Raw genomic sequence first — 14,106 nt, 5'->3', positions numbered from 1 at the left:
GCCATACCATCAGCCTCACAAGCCAAAGGGTTATTGAATGTCTCAAGACCCGGGGCATAGAAAGACCGCTGATGAGGACCGACTGATGGCCGGCAAAACGCTTTACGACAAGCTTTGGGATTCCCATGAAGTGAAACGGCGCGACGATGGCTCGTCGCTGATCTATATCGACCGTCACATCATCCATGAAGTGACCTCGCCCCAAGCGTTCGAAGGCCTGCGGCTGGCCGGGCGCAAGCCTTGGCGCGTCGACTCGATCATCGCCACCCCGGATCACAACGTGCCGACCACCCCGGAGCGCAAGGGCGGGATCGACGCCATTGTCGACACCGTGTCGCGTTTGCAGGTGCAGACCCTCGACGACTACTGCGACGAATACGGCATCACCGAATTCAAGATGAATGACGTGCGCCAAGGCATCGTCCACGTGATCGGCCCGGAGCAGGGCGCGACCTTGCCCGGCATGACCGTGGTCTGCGGTGACTCCCACACCTCCACCCACGGCGCGTTCGGCGCCCTGGCCCATGGCATCGGCACCTCGGAGGTGGAACATGTGTTCGCCACCCAGTGCCTGGTCGCCAAGAAAATGAAGAACATGCTGGTGCGCGTCGAAGGCCAATTGCCTTTCGGTGTGACCGCCAAGGACATCGTGCTCGCCGTGATCGGCAAGATCGGCACCGCCGGCGGTAACGGCCATGCCATCGAATTCGCCGGCAGCGCCATTCGCGACCTGTCCATCGAAGGCCGCATGACCATCTGCAACATGTCCATCGAAGCCGGTGCCCGCGTGGGCATGGTGGCGGCGGACGAAAAAACCGTCGAGTACGTCAAAGGCCGTCCGTTCGCCCCCAAAGGCGCCGACTGGGATGCCGCCGTTGAGGCCTGGAAAGACCTGGTCTCCGACGCCGATGCCGTGTTCGACACCGTGGTGGAACTGGACGCCAGCCAGATCAAGCCGCAAGTCAGTTGGGGCACCTCGCCGGAAATGGTCTTGGCCGTCGACCAGAACGTGCCGGACCCGGCCAAGGAAGCCGACCTGGTCAAGCGCGGTTCCATCGAGCGCGCCTTGAAGTACATGGGCTTGAAAGCCAACCAGGCGATCACCGACATTCAGTTGGATCGCGTGTTCATTGGTTCCTGCACCAACTCGCGGATCGAAGACCTGCGCGCCGCGGCAGTGATCGCCAAGGGCCGCAAAGTCGCCTCGACCATCAAGCAGGCCATCGTGGTGCCGGGTTCGGGCCTGGTGAAGGCCCAGGCCGAAGCGGAAGGCCTGGACAAGATCTTCCTCGAAGCCGGTTTTGAATGGCGTGAACCGGGCTGCTCCATGTGCCTGGCGATGAACCCGGACCGCTTGGAGTCCGGCGAGCATTGCGCGTCGACCTCCAACCGTAACTTCGAAGGGCGTCAGGGCGCCGGTGGGCGTACTCACCTGGTGAGCCCGGCCATGGCCGCCGCCGCTGCCGTCAACGGTCGTTTCATCGACGTTCGCGAATTGATCTGAGGAATACCCGATGAGAGCTTTTACCCAACACACTGGTCTTGTCGCGCCGTTGGACCGTGCCAACGTGGACACTGACCAGATCATCCCCAAGCAGTTCTTGAAGTCGATCAAGCGCACCGGTTTCGGCCCCAACCTGTTCGACGAGTGGCGCTACCTGGACGTGGGCTACGCCTACCAGGACAACTCCAAGCGCCCGCTGAACAAGGACTTCGTGCTCAACGCCGAACGTTACCAGGGCGCCAGCGTGCTGCTGGCGCGGGAAAACTTCGGCTGCGGCTCCAGCCGCGAACACGCGCCGTGGGCCCTGGAAGAATATGGCTTTCGCAGCATCATCGCGCCGAGCTACGCCGACATCTTCTTCAACAACAGCTTCAAGAACGGCTTGCTGCCGATCATCTTGAGCGATGCCGAAGTGGATGAACTGTTCAAGCAAGTGGAAGCCAACCCCGGCTACGAACTGACCGTCGACCTCGCCGCGCAGACCGTGACCCGTCCGGACGGCAAGGTGTACCACTTTGAAGTGGATGCCTTCCGCAAGCACTGCCTGCTCAACGGCCTGGACGACATCGGCCTGACCTTGCAGGACGGCGATGCGATTGCCGCGTTTGAAACCAAGCACCGGGCCAGCCAGCCTTGGTTGTTTCGCGATGCTTGATGTGATGTAGGCAGGACCGCCGCCATCGGGAGCAAGCTCCCTCCCACATTTGAACGTGTTCACACATCAACATGTGGGAGGGGGCTTGCCCCCGATGGGGTCAGTGTTAACCACACAAAACCCAGGAAACTCACCATGACCAAAGCCGCCCACACCCAAGTCGTGCAAAAACAATTCGGTGAACAGGCCTCGGCCTACCTGAGCAGTGCCGTACACGCCCAAGGTACTGAATTTGCGCTGCTCCAGGCCGAACTGGCCGGGCACGGCGCTGCGCGACTGCTGGATTTGGGCTGCGGCGCCGGTCATGTCAGTTTCCATGTGGCGCCGCTGGTAAAAGAAGTGGTGGCCTACGACCTGTCGCAGCAGATGCTCGACGTGGTCGCCGCCGCTGCCGCAGACCGTGGCCTGGGCAATATCCGCACGGTCCACGGCGCTGCTGAGCGCTTGCCGTTCGCCGATGGCGAATTCGACTTCGTGTTCAGCCGCTATTCGGCGCACCATTGGAGCGACCTCGGCCTGGCCCTGCGCGAAGTGCGCCGGGTGCTCAAGCCGGGTGGCGTGGCGGCGTTTGTCGATGTCTTGTCACCGGGCAGCCCGCTGTTGGACACTTACCTGCAAACCGTCGAAGTGCTGCGCGACACCAGCCACGTGCGCGATTACTCCGCCGCCGAATGGATGCGCCAGCTCAGCGAAGCCGGTCTGCATGTGCGCAACAGCAGCCGCCAGCGCCTGCGCCTGGAATACACCTCGTGGGTCGAGCGCATGCGTACACCAGCGCCTTTGCGTGCGGCGATTCTTGAGCTGCAACAGGCAATGGGCCAGGAAGTCCGCGATTATTACGAAATTCAAGCCGACGGCACCTTCAGCACCGACGTGCTGGTGGTTTGGGCCGAACGCTGAGTATTTTTCCCGACCTGCCCCAGGGCGGGTCGCATGATGAAATGAGGAACGCATGAGCAAGCAGATTCTGATTCTCCCAGGCGACGGTATTGGTCCGGAAATCATGGCCGAAGCGGTCAAAGTCCTGGAACTGGCCAACACCAAGTACAACCTGGGCTTCGAGTTGAGCCACGACGTGATCGGCGGCGCTGCCATCGACAAGCACGGCGTGCCCCTGGCCGACGAGACCCTGGACCGCGCCCGTGCGGCCGACGCCGTGTTGCTCGGCGCCGTGGGTGGCCCGAAATGGGACAAGATCGAGCGTGACATCCGCCCTGAGCGCGGCCTGCTGAAGATCCGCGCGCAACTGGGCCTGTTCGGCAACCTGCGCCCGGCAATCCTCTACCCGCAACTGGCCGACGCGTCGAGCCTCAAGCCGGAAGTGGTGGCGGGCCTGGATATCCTGATCGTGCGCGAGCTGACCGGCGGTATCTACTTCGGCTCGCCGCGCGGTGTGCGCGAACTGCCGAATGGCGAGCGCCAGGCCTACGACACCCTGCCGTACAGCGAGAGCGAAATCCGCCGTATCGCCCGGGTCGGTTTCGACATGGCCCGCGTGCGTAGCAAGAAGATCTGCTCGGTCGATAAGGCCAACGTCCTGGCCTCCAGCCAGCTGTGGCGCGAAATCGTCGAAGAAGTCGCCAAGGACTACCCGGACGTCGAACTCAGCCACATGTACGTCGACAACGCCGCCATGCAACTGGTGCGCGCGCCGAAGCAGTTCGACGTGATCGTCACCGACAACCTGTTCGGCGACATCCTGTCCGACCAGGCGTCGATGCTCACCGGTTCCATCGGCATGCTGCCTTCGGCGTCCCTGGACACTAACAACAAGGGCATGTACGAGCCGTGCCACGGTTCGGCGCCAGACATCGCAGGCCTTGGCATCGCCAACCCGCTGGCGACCATTTTGTCGGTGTCGATGATGCTGCGTTACAGCTTCAACCTGGGCGACGCGGCGGATGCCATCGAGAAGGCCGTGAGCCTGGTGTTGGACCAGGGCTTGCGCACCGGAGACATCTGGTCGCAGGGTTGCACCAAAGTCGGTACGCAAGAAATGGGCGACGCAGTAGTCGCCGCGTTGCGGAATCTGTAATCTCTCGGGCCCGCTTGCAGTTGTTGCTGCAAGTCGGCCCACTTTTTAACAAGGTGTAGTTGCGATGAAACGTGTAGGTCTGATCGGTTGGCGCGGTATGGTCGGTTCCGTGCTCATGCAGCGGATGCTGGAAGAGCAGGATTTCGATCTTATTGAGCCGGTGTTTTTCACCACTTCGAACGTGGGTGGCCAAGGGCCGTCCGTGGGCAAGGATATTGCGCCGCTCAAGGACGCCTACAGCATTGAAGAGCTGAAAACCCTCGATGTGATTCTGACCTGCCAGGGCGGCGACTACACCAGCGAAGTGTTCCCCAAGCTGCGCGAAGCCGGCTGGCAGGGTTACTGGATCGATGCTGCGTCCAGCCTGCGCATGCAGGACGATGCGGTGATCGTGCTCGACCCGGTCAACCGCAAGGTCATCGACCAGCAACTCGACGCTGGCACCAAGAACTATATCGGCGGCAACTGCACCGTCAGCCTGATGCTGATGGGCCTGGGCGGCTTGTTCGAAGCCGGCCTGGTCGAGTGGATGAGCGCCATGACTTATCAGGCGGCGTCCGGCGCCGGCGCGCAGAACATGCGCGAACTGATCAAGCAGATGGGCGCGACCCACGCGGCGGTCGCCGATCAACTGGCCGACCCGGCCAGCGCGATCCTCGACATCGACCGCCGTGTGGCCGAGGCCATGCGCAGCGACGCCTACCCGACCGAGAACTTCGGCGTGCCGTTGGCCGGTAGCCTGATCCCGTGGATCGACAAGGAGCTGCCGAACGGGCAGAGCCGTGAAGAGTGGAAGGCCCAGGCCGAGACCAACAAGATCCTCGGTCGCTTCAAGAGCCCGATCCCGGTGGACGGCATCTGCGTGCGTATCGGCGCCATGCGCTGCCACAGCCAGGCGCTGACCATCAAGCTGAACAAAGACGTGCCGATCGCCGATATCGAAGGGCTGATCAGCCAGCACAACCCTTGGGTCAAGCTGGTGCCGAACAGCCGCGAAATCAGCATGCAGGAGCTGAGCCCGACCAAGGTCACCGGCACCCTGAATGTTCCGGTGGGGCGTCTGCGCAAGCTGAACATGGGCACCCAGTACCTGGGCGCGTTCACCGTCGGCGACCAGTTGCTGTGGGGCGCGGCCGAACCGCTGCGGCGCATGCTGCGGATTCTGCTGGAGCGTTGATCGCTTGAGGCACTAAGAAAAACCCGCGACTGGTGACAGGCGCGGGTTTTTTGTTGGCTTTCAGGAAGGCATCGGGAGCAAGTCGAATCGTCGCACCGCAAGGCCCAGCCCAATTGCCTCACCCCCCACCACCCGGTAAAGTGCCGCTCCCCCCCGCAATGCCCGAGGCAGCTCCCATGACCCAGACCTTTGATATCGCCGTGATCGGCGCCACCGGCACCGTCGGTGAAACCCTGGTGCAGATCCTCGAAGAGCTGGCTTTCCCGGTGGGCACCTTGTACCTGCTGGCGGGCAGCAACTCCGCGGGCGCGTCGGTGCCGTTCCGTGGCAAGAACGTGCGCGTGCGGGAAGTCGATGAGTTTGACTTCAGCAAGGCGCAACTGGCGTTTTTCGCCGCCGGCCCGGCGGTGACCCTGAGCTTCGCCCCACGCGCCACGGCGGCCGGCTGTTCGGTGATCGATTTGTCGGGCGCATTGCCGGCCGCGCAAGCGCCTCAGGTGGTGCCGGAAGCCAATGCCCATGTGCTGGATGGCTTGAAAAAGCCGTTCCAGCTCGGCAGCCCGAGCCCGTCCGCGACCAACCTCGCGGTGGTGCTGGCGCCGCTGCGTGGGATTCTGGATATCCAGCGTGTCAGCGTTACCGCCAATCTGGCGGTGTCTGCCCAGGGCCGTGAAGCGGTCAGCGAGCTGGCGCGCCAAACCGCCGAGTTGCTGAATGTGCGCCCGCTGGAGCCCAAGTTCTTTGATCGGCAGATGGCATTCAACCTGTTGGCACAAGTCGGCACGCCGGATGCCCAAGGTCATACAGCGCTGGAGAAACGTCTCGTACACGAACTGCGCGCTGTGCTGGAAACTCCTTTACTAAAGATTTCTGCGACTTGCGTTCAAGCCCCGGTGTTTTTTGGCGATAGCTTGACTGTGTCATTGCAATTGGGTTCGCCGGTCGACCTTGCCGCCGTCAACCGTGCGCTCGACGCCGCAGCGGGTATCGAGCGGGTGGAGGAGGGGGATTACCCGACAGCCGTGGGTGATGCCGTCGGCCAGGATGTAGTCTACGTCGGACGAGTGCGTGCGGGGGTGGACGATCCGGCGGAACTAAATCTGTGGTTGACGTCAGATAACGTGCGTAAAGGCGCCGCGCTGAATGCGGTGCAGCTGGCGCAGTTGTTGATAAAAGGCCTTGTGTAAAAGATACTTGGCGGCAATTTGTAGATTGATTCTAACCAGGCGCTATGCTTGGCCCCAAGCAGGAACAGTTGCGTGTCGGTGACCTATCGGCTCGCCGTGCCTTATGGCAACGGTTACCAACCTTCTCGCAGGCCGGGGAGTGTTCAAACAAAGGATGAGGCTATGGTTCAAGTTCGCAAACTGGTGTTAGCAATAGCGGCCGCCTCGGCGCTGTCCTCCGGTATGGCGCAGGCGCTGCAGCTGGGGGAGATGACCCTCAAGTCGAAGTTGAACCAGCCGTTGTCGGTGGAAATCGAATTGCTCGACGTCGGCGGCCTCACGGCCTCCGAGATCACCCCGAGCCTGGCGTCGTCCCAGGCGTTTGTCGATGCCGGCGTCGATCGCCAGGCGTTCCTCAATGACCTGACGTTCACCCCGGTGATCAACCCGGCCGGGCGCAGTGTGGTGCGTGTCACGTCCAGCAAGCCGTTGCCTGATGCCTACGTGCGGTTCCTGCTGCAAGTGCAATGGCCCAATGGCCGCTTGATGCGTGACTACAGCGTGCTGCTCGACCCGGCCAAGTTCGACCAGTCGACGCCGACCAACAGCGCAGCCACGCCGCGTTTGAGCGCGCCCGCGTTGAGCGTGCCGGCCCAGCACACCACCACGGCCCGTGACACGCTGTGGGAAATCGCCGAGAAGCACCGTAATGGCGCTTCTGTGCAGCAGACCATGCTGGCGATCCAGGCACTCAACCCTGACGCTTTTATCGGCGGCAACATCAACCGTCTGAAAACCGGCCATGTGCTGCGCCTGCCGGATACCGTACAAAGCACGGCGTTACCGCAGCCCAAGGCCATTGCCGAAGTGACCGCGCAGAACGTCGCCTGGCGCCAGGGCCGCCGTGCCGCGCCCCACCAGACGGCCGGTAAGCAACAACTGGACGCCACCAAGCGCACCCAGGCTGGTAATGCGCCGGCGAGCACCAACGCCAAGGACAACTTGAGTCTGGTTTCGGCCGACTCCGCCAAGAAGGGCGCGAAGGGCAAGGCGGGTGATGGCCAGGCCCTGAGCGACAAGCTGGCGATGGCCCGGGAACAGCTCGACACCACACGCCGTGACAACGAAGAACTGAAAAGTCGCGCCGCAGACCTGCAGAGCCAATTGGACAAGCTGCAAAAGCTGATCCAACTGAAAAACGATCAACTGGCCAGGTTGCAGGCTGAAAAAGGCGCCCCGGCAACCCCGGCGACTGCGGTCATGCCCGCGCAGTTGGCAGGTGAGCCGCCGGCCGCTGCAGTCGCGCCCGCTGAGCCGGCCGCCACCGCGACCCCGGTGGCCGAGCCGATCAAGCCCGACGCCGTGCCTGCGACCAGCGAAGACAAATTCAACGAACTGCTGACCAACCCGATTGTGCTTGGCGTCATCGGCGGCGCGGCCGGCGTGGTGGCGTTGTTGCTCCTGTTGCTGTGGGCGCGTCATCGCAATGCCCGTCGCGCAGAAGAAAAGCACCTGCGCATGGCGCGGGCCCTGTCCGAAGAGCCGGAATTCGCTTCGAACATCGACCTTGATCTGCCACCGGACAGCTTCGCTGGCCTGGAAGTACCGGCACCGAACGTGACGTTGACCGCCGCGCCTGCGCCTGCGCCGGCACCTGTGGTCGCGCCGGCAGCGGCACCAAGCGCGGCCTCGGTGCTTGCGCCACTGGCTGGCGCCGTAGCGCCGGAAAACACCAATGATGCGCTGGTCCAGGCCCAATCCCATATCGACCGCGGTCACTTGAACCAGGCGGCCGATGTGCTGGAACAAGCCATCAAGTACGAACCCAAGCGCAGCGACCTGCGCTTGAAGCTGATGGAAGTCTACGGCCTGCAGAACGACAAGGACGGTTTTGTCGTCCAGGAGCGTCAGTTGGTGGCCAATGGTGAAAACCATGCCCAGGTCGAGCAGCTCAAGTCGCGCTTCCCGGCCATGGCCGTGTTGGCGGCGGGAGTGAGTGCCGCCGTGGCCGCCGCCGCGATGGACGCTCAATACGTCAAGGATCTGCTGGAAGACAAGCCGGCCGCCGCGCCGCAAGCGACGGCAGAAGCGGAGCCGTTCGATACTGATTTCGATCTGAGTCTGGACGAGCTGGAGGCGGCTTCGCCAGCGGCGTTGGACAAGACCGATCAGCAGACCTTCGAAGCGCTGCTGCAGCAACAGACCGATGCCAAGCCGAGCCCGGAAGATCTGTCGGACTTTGACCTCGACCTGCAACTGGACCCGCCGGCGTCCCAGTCCGATGACGACTTCCTTTCGGGGCTTGAAGATCAGATGAAGGACGTGTCGCCGGTCGAACCGCCGACCCTGACCCCGGCCGCCCTGGACGACCTCGACCTGCCGGAAGACTTCGACCTGTCCCTGGCTGACGAGCCGGACGCCCCGGCGGCCAAACCCGATGCGTTCGCCTCGGAGCTGGATGACGTCAACGCCGAGCTCGATCGTCTGTCCCAGAGCCTGGAAAACCCGCCGATCGAGCCGTCCTTCACCGCCGAAGATGCGGCGCTGGGCGGTGACGAACCGGAGGTCGACTTCCTCTCCGGCACCGATGAGGTCGCAACCAAGCTGGATTTGGCCCAGGCCTATATCGACATGGGCGATACGGACGGCGCGCGGGATATTCTTTCCGAAGTGCTGACCGAGGGCGATGAAACCCAGCGCGGCGAAGCCAAGGAAATGCTTGGCCGACTGGTGTAATCGCCACGGGATGACCCAGACGGCGGCCTTCGGGCCGCCGTTTTGCATTGCCGGTACCAAACACATGGCGTCTGGGGCGCAGCGCCTTATAATGCCCGCCTTTGCGCAACTCATCAGGCTCTCAGTTCTTGGCAAATATAGATAACCCGGCTGCCGAAATGGCGGCTGCAGGCTTTTACCGCATCGCCCTGGGCGTGGAATACAAAGGTTCGCGCTATTGCGGCTGGCAGCGCCAGGCGTCCGGCGTGCTGACGGTGCAGGAAACCCTGGAAAAGGCCCTGTCCAGAGTCGCCGACTCGCCGGTATCGCTGATGTGCGCCGGGCGTACCGACGCGGGCGTCCACGCCTGCGGCCAGGTGGTTCACTTCGACACCCAGGCCGAGCGCTCGATGAAAGCGTGGGTGATGGGCGCTAATATCAATTTGCCCCATGACGTCAGTGTCAGTTGGGCCAAGGTCATGCCGGCGCACTTTCATGCGCGCTTCAAGGCGATCGCCCGGCGTTACCGCTATGTGATCTACAACGATCAGATCCGCCCGGCGCACCTCAACGAAGAAATCACCTGGAACCACCGCCCGCTGGATGCCGAGCGCATGGCCGAAGCCGCGCAGCATCTGGTTGGCGTCCATGATTTCAGCGCGTTCCGTGCCGGCCAGTGCCAGGCCAAGTCACCGATCAAGGAAGTCCATCACTTGCGGGTGACGCGTCACGGCAAGATGATCGTGCTGGATATCCGCGCCGGAGCGTTCCTGCACCATATGGTGCGCAACATTGCCGGTGTGTTGATGACCATCGGCACCGGCGAGCGCCCGGTGGAGTGGGCCAGGGAAGTACTGGAAAGCCGTATTCGGCGGACCGGCGGCGTCACGGCGCATCCGTTTGGCCTGTATCTGGTGGAAGTGGAGTACCGCGACGAGTTCGAGCTGCCGCAGCGCTTCATCGGGCCACACTTCCTCACAGGTTTCAGCGAACTTGGCGGCTGACGCCCGGAAAAGCTTTTGTTACCATCCGGGACTTTCTCGGTTCAACCCCTGAGGTTTCCACGACATGTCAGCCGTTCGCAGCAAGATTTGTGGGATTACCCGCATAGAAGACGCGCTGGCGGCAGTCGAAGCGGGGGCGGATGCCATCGGTTTCGTGTTTTATGCCAAGAGCCCGCGGGCGGTGAATGTGCTGCAGGCGCGGGCGATCATCGCCGCACTGCCGCCGTTCGTGACCACCGTGGGCTTGTTCGTCAATGCCAGCCGCTGCGAACTCAACGAAACCCTGGATGCCGTGCAACTGGACATGTTGCAGTTTCACGGCGATGAAAGCCCTGACGAATGCGAAAGCTACCAGCGTCCGTATATCAAGGCGTTGAGAGTCAAAGCCGGGGATGATATCGCCGGCGCTTGCGCGGCCTACACCGGCGCGCGCGGGATACTGCTGGACACCTACGTCGAAGGCGTACCCGGCGGCACCGGCGAAGCCTTCGATTGGTCGCTGATCCCCGAGGGGTTGAGCAAACCGATCATCCTGGCCGGCGGGCTTACCCCCGCCAATGTCGCGGCGGCGATCGAACAGGTCCGGCCGTATGCCGTGGATGTCAGCGGTGGGGTAGAGCAGGGCAAGGGCATCAAGGACCACGGCAAGATTCGCGCATTCATGCAGGCTGTGCGCAACAGCGATGGCGTGATGTGACGGCTGGCAGTCTGCCGCCGTCCATAACTACCACTGTGTAAAACAGCCCGGTGCCACCTGCGGGAGGCCCGGAAATGAAGTGGCAACCCTGCACGGGCAGGTTGTCTGGAAGGCTGAGGAAACATGCGGGAAATGGCTGGTCGAACGTCTGACCCCGTCCTGCATGTGTCATCGCCACATATGAATTTAGCTCAAGGGCATACGCGGGGCTGTGTTCAAGCCACCGGTACTGGAGAAAGAAAGCATGAGCAACTGGTTAGTAGACAAACTGATCCCTTCGATCATGCGTTCCGAGGTGAAAAAAAGCTCGGTTCCTGAAGGTCTGTGGCACAAATGCCCATCCTGCGACGCGGTGTTGTACCGCCCGGAGCTGGAAAAGACCCTGGACGTTTGCCCTAAGTGCAACCACCACATGCGTATCGGCGCTCGCGCGCGCATCGACATTTTCCTCGACGCCGACGGCCGTAACGAGCTGGGCGCGGACCTGGAGCCGGTTGACCGCCTCAAGTTCCGTGACGGCAAGAAGTACAAGGACCGCCTGACCGCTGCACAGAAGCAGACCGGTGAGAAAGACGCGCTGATTTCGGTCAGCGGCAAGCTGCTGGGTATGCCGGTCGTGGTGTCGGCGTTTGAGTTCTCCTTCATGGGCGGTTCCATGGGTGCCATCGTCGGCGAGCGTTTCGTGCGCGCCGCCAACTACGCCCTGGAAAACCGCTGCCCGATGATCTGCTTCGCAGCCTCCGGTGGTGCGCGCATGCAGGAAGCCCTGATCTCCCTGATGCAAATGGCCAAGACCTCCGCGGTGCTGGCGCGTCTGCGGGAAGAGGGCATTCCGTTCATCTCCGTGCTGACCGATCCGGTGTACGGCGGTGTTTCCGCCAGCCTGGCGATGCTGGGCGACGTGATCGTCGGCGAGCCCAAGGCCCTGATCGGCTTTGCCGGCCCGCGTGTGATCGAGCAGACCGTTCGCGAAAAACTGCCGGAAGGCTTCCAGCGCAGCGAATTCCTGCTGGAGCACGGTGCGATCGACATGATCATCGCCCGTGGCGAGTTGCGTCCACGCCTGGGTAGCCTGCTCGCGCAAATGATGGGCCTGCCGACGCCGGTCTACATCGCGCCGAAGGTTGAGCCGATCGTCGTGCCGCCGGTGCCTGCAAACCTATGACCCAACGTACCCTGGGCGAATGGCTCGCCTACCTTGAGCAGTTGCATCCGTCCGCCATCGACATGGGCCTGGAGCGCTCGCAACAGGTAGCGGCCCGCCTCGGGTTGGGCCGCCCGGCGCCGCGAGTGATCACGGTAACGGGGACCAACGGCAAGGGCTCGACCTGTGCCTTTGTCGCAGCGCTGCTGCAGGCCCAAGGCCTGAAGGTCGGCGTGTACAGCTCGCCGCACCTGCTGCGCTACAACGAGCGGGTGCAACTCAATGGTGTGGAAGCCACTGACGAGCAGCTCTGCGAAGCCTTCGCCGCGCTCGATGCCGGGCGCGGTGAGATTTCCCTGACGTACTTCGAGATGGGCACTCTGGCGGCGTTCTGGCTGTTCGAACGGGCGCGCCTGGACGTGGTCGTGCTTGAAGTGGGCCTGGGCGGGCGCCTGGATACGGTCAACGTGGTGGATGCCGACCTGGCGCTGGTCACCAGCATCGGTGTCGACCATGTCGACTACCTGGGCGATACCCGTGAATCCGTGGCCTATGAAAAGGCCGGCATCTTCCGCCAGGGCAAGCCTGCGCTGTGCGGTGATCTGGACCCGCCGCAGACGTTGCTCGACCGGGTGCGGGAGCTGGATTGCCCATTCTTCCTGCGCGGGCGTGAGTTCAATCTTGAGGTCGGTGCTGAGCATTGGCAGTGGCGCGGGCGTGATGCGCGCGGCCAGCTCGTGGCGTTGCATGACCTGCCGCTGCTGAACCTGCCGATGGAAAACGCCGCGCTCGCCCTGCAAGCCTATCTGCTATTGGATCTGCCGTGGAATCCTGCGCAGATTGCTCGTACATTGCTGGCGACGCGGATCGTCGGGCGTCTCGATCGCCGTGCCTTCGATTGGCAGGGCAAGCGCCTGAACCTGCTGCTGGATGTGGGGCACAACCCCCACGCCGCCGAATACCTCGCGCAACGCCTGTCGCGTATAGCGCCGGTCGGTCGCCGCCTGGCGGTGTTCGGCTTGCTGGCCGACAAGGATCTGGAGGGCGTAGTGACGCCGTTGCTGGGGAATGTCCAGGCCTGGGCCGTGGCGCCCCTGGACACGCCGCGCAGCCGTCCGGCCGCGGAGCTTGAGGCGGCCCTGCAGAACCTTGGTGCGCGCGTGGCGTCGTATGCAAGTGTCACTGCGGCCCTTGAAGCGCAGTGTGCGGTTGCCACGCCCGAGGATGAGATTCTGTTGTTCGGGTCATTTTATTGTGTTGCCGAGGCGCTCGAATGGTTGGCCCGGCGCTCCACGGAGGAAGCTGCACATGGCATTACTGGATAGCGCATACAAGCAGCGGATGGTCGGTGCCCTGGTGCTGGTGGCCTTGGCGGTGATTTTCCTGCCGATGCTGTTTTCCCGTCAGGACGAACAGCGCCAGGTGGTCGTTGAGGCCCCGGCAGCGCCCCAGGCGCCGGTCGTGCCTCAGGTGCAGGTTGAACCGGTGGTGGTGCCTGAGCCGCAGGCATTGCCTGAAGAAGAGCCGGTGCCGGCCGATGAGGAATTGGCCGCGCAGCCGGCCCCTTCGATGCCGGTGCAGCCGAGTGTGCCTGTGGTCAAGCCGGCGCCTGCCGTCGCTGCCAAGCCCGCCGCGCCAGCGCCTGCCCCCAAGCCGGTCGTGCCGCAGCCTGCCGCGCCGGGCAAACCGGACGTGGGTCAGAGCCGTATCGACCCGAATGGCCTGCCGATCAGTTGGTCGATCCAGTTGGCCAGCCTGGCCAATCGCGAAAGCGCCGAGGCCTTGCAGAAAAAACTGCGCAGTCAGGGCTACAACGCTTACATCCGCAGCGCCGATGGCAAGAACCGCGTGTTTATCGGGCCGTTGATCGAGCGTGCCGAGGCGGACCGCCTGCGCGATTTGTTGGGGCGTCAGCAGAATCTCAACGGTTTTGTGGTGCGTTTCCAGCCTGAACGCGGCTGAGTTCACGCCGCTTTCAGCTTGGAATGCAGTCAAATGTGGGAGGGGGC

Annotated in this window: 12 protein-coding genes; all 12 read left to right on the top strand. The window is 63.1% G+C overall.

Going from position 1 to position 14,106, the window contains the following annotated elements:
- The first annotated feature begins 85 nt into the window (after positions 1–85).
- Positions 86–1,504, top strand: a complete 1,419-nt coding sequence (gene leuC, locus TU80_RS25580) for a 3-isopropylmalate dehydratase large subunit (protein WP_046382634.1) — start codon at positions 86–88, stop codon at positions 1,502–1,504.
- A 10-nt stretch (positions 1,505–1,514) separates the two neighbouring features.
- The gene (gene leuD / locus TU80_RS25575; protein ID WP_046382635.1) at positions 1,515–2,159 is read left to right on the top strand and encodes a 3-isopropylmalate dehydratase small subunit; all 645 of its coding nucleotides are present in this window, start codon (positions 1,515–1,517) and stop codon (positions 2,157–2,159) included.
- A 135-nt stretch (positions 2,160–2,294) separates the two neighbouring features.
- A complete protein-coding gene (locus tag TU80_RS25570; RefSeq protein WP_046382636.1) occupies positions 2,295–3,059 on the top strand; it encodes a class I SAM-dependent methyltransferase in 765 nt (254 codons plus the stop codon).
- A gap of 52 nt (positions 3,060–3,111) precedes the next feature.
- A complete protein-coding gene (leuB, locus tag TU80_RS25565) occupies positions 3,112–4,194 on the top strand; it encodes a 3-isopropylmalate dehydrogenase (RefSeq protein ID WP_017847702.1) in 1,083 nt (360 codons plus the stop codon).
- A gap of 64 nt (positions 4,195–4,258) precedes the next feature.
- Entirely contained in the window at positions 4,259–5,371 is a 1,113-nt protein-coding gene (gene asd, locus TU80_RS25560) for an aspartate-semialdehyde dehydrogenase (protein ID WP_017847701.1), read from the top strand.
- A gap of 176 nt (positions 5,372–5,547) precedes the next feature.
- Positions 5,548–6,558 (top strand): aspartate-semialdehyde dehydrogenase, encoded by a 1,011-nt coding sequence (locus TU80_RS25555; RefSeq protein WP_057005685.1) that lies wholly within the window; start codon positions 5,548–5,550, stop codon positions 6,556–6,558.
- A 162-nt stretch (positions 6,559–6,720) separates the two neighbouring features.
- Complete coding sequence (locus TU80_RS25550; protein WP_057005684.1) at positions 6,721–9,273, top strand: FimV/HubP family polar landmark protein; 2,553 nt, start codon at positions 6,721–6,723, stop codon at positions 9,271–9,273.
- 158 nt (positions 9,274–9,431) lie between these two features.
- Positions 9,432–10,256, top strand: a complete 825-nt coding sequence (gene truA, locus TU80_RS25545) for a tRNA pseudouridine(38-40) synthase TruA (protein ID WP_046382638.1) — start codon at positions 9,432–9,434, stop codon at positions 10,254–10,256.
- Positions 10,257–10,320: 64 nt separating this feature from the next.
- Positions 10,321–10,953 (top strand): phosphoribosylanthranilate isomerase, encoded by a 633-nt coding sequence (locus tag TU80_RS25540; protein ID WP_057005683.1) that lies wholly within the window; start codon positions 10,321–10,323, stop codon positions 10,951–10,953.
- Between the two features lie 244 nt (positions 10,954–11,197).
- Positions 11,198–12,118 carry an acetyl-CoA carboxylase, carboxyltransferase subunit beta gene (gene accD, locus TU80_RS25535; protein WP_046382640.1) on the top strand — a complete coding sequence of 307 codons (921 nt, stop codon included), beginning with the start codon at positions 11,198–11,200 and terminating at the stop codon, positions 12,116–12,118.
- On the top strand, positions 12,115–13,422 hold the full coding sequence (gene folC, locus TU80_RS25530) for a bifunctional tetrahydrofolate synthase/dihydrofolate synthase (protein WP_057005682.1): 1,308 nt from the start codon (positions 12,115–12,117) through the stop codon (positions 13,420–13,422). Before accD ends, folC begins: the two co-directional genes overlap by 4 nt.
- The gene (locus TU80_RS25525) at positions 13,406–14,059 is read left to right on the top strand and encodes an SPOR domain-containing protein (RefSeq protein WP_046382642.1); all 654 of its coding nucleotides are present in this window, start codon (positions 13,406–13,408) and stop codon (positions 14,057–14,059) included. Before folC ends, TU80_RS25525 begins: the two co-directional genes overlap by 17 nt.
- Positions 14,060–14,106: the final 47 nt, after the last annotated feature.

Source organism: Pseudomonas veronii, from assembly GCF_001439695.1.
GTDB classification, from domain to species: Bacteria; Pseudomonadota; Gammaproteobacteria; order Pseudomonadales; family Pseudomonadaceae; genus Aquipseudomonas; species Aquipseudomonas veronii.
The sequence above is the reverse complement of the archived record's forward strand: the minus strand, read 5'-3'. Positions and strand labels throughout refer to the sequence as shown.

Coding starts and splice junctions, on each gene's coding strand:
- leuB (WP_017847702.1), top strand. CDS start 3,112: ATGAGCAAGCAGATTCTGATTCTCCCAGGCGACGGTATTGGTCCGGAA.
- TU80_RS25555 (WP_057005685.1), top strand. CDS start 5,548: ATGACCCAGACCTTTGATATCGCCGTGATCGGCGCCACCGGCACCGTC.
- TU80_RS25525 (WP_046382642.1), top strand. CDS start 13,406: ATGGCATTACTGGATAGCGCATACAAGCAGCGGATGGTCGGTGCCCTG.
- leuD (WP_046382635.1), top strand. CDS start 1,515: ATGAGAGCTTTTACCCAACACACTGGTCTTGTCGCGCCGTTGGACCGT.
- TU80_RS25540 (WP_057005683.1), top strand. CDS start 10,321: ATGTCAGCCGTTCGCAGCAAGATTTGTGGGATTACCCGCATAGAAGAC.
- accD (WP_046382640.1), top strand. CDS start 11,198: ATGAGCAACTGGTTAGTAGACAAACTGATCCCTTCGATCATGCGTTCC.
- TU80_RS25570 (WP_046382636.1), top strand. CDS start 2,295: ATGACCAAAGCCGCCCACACCCAAGTCGTGCAAAAACAATTCGGTGAA.
- leuC (WP_046382634.1), top strand. CDS start 86: ATGGCCGGCAAAACGCTTTACGACAAGCTTTGGGATTCCCATGAAGTG.
- folC (WP_057005682.1), top strand. CDS start 12,115: ATGACCCAACGTACCCTGGGCGAATGGCTCGCCTACCTTGAGCAGTTG.
- asd (WP_017847701.1), top strand. CDS start 4,259: ATGAAACGTGTAGGTCTGATCGGTTGGCGCGGTATGGTCGGTTCCGTG.
- truA (WP_046382638.1), top strand. CDS start 9,432: ATGGCGGCTGCAGGCTTTTACCGCATCGCCCTGGGCGTGGAATACAAA.
- TU80_RS25550 (WP_057005684.1), top strand. CDS start 6,721: ATGGTTCAAGTTCGCAAACTGGTGTTAGCAATAGCGGCCGCCTCGGCG.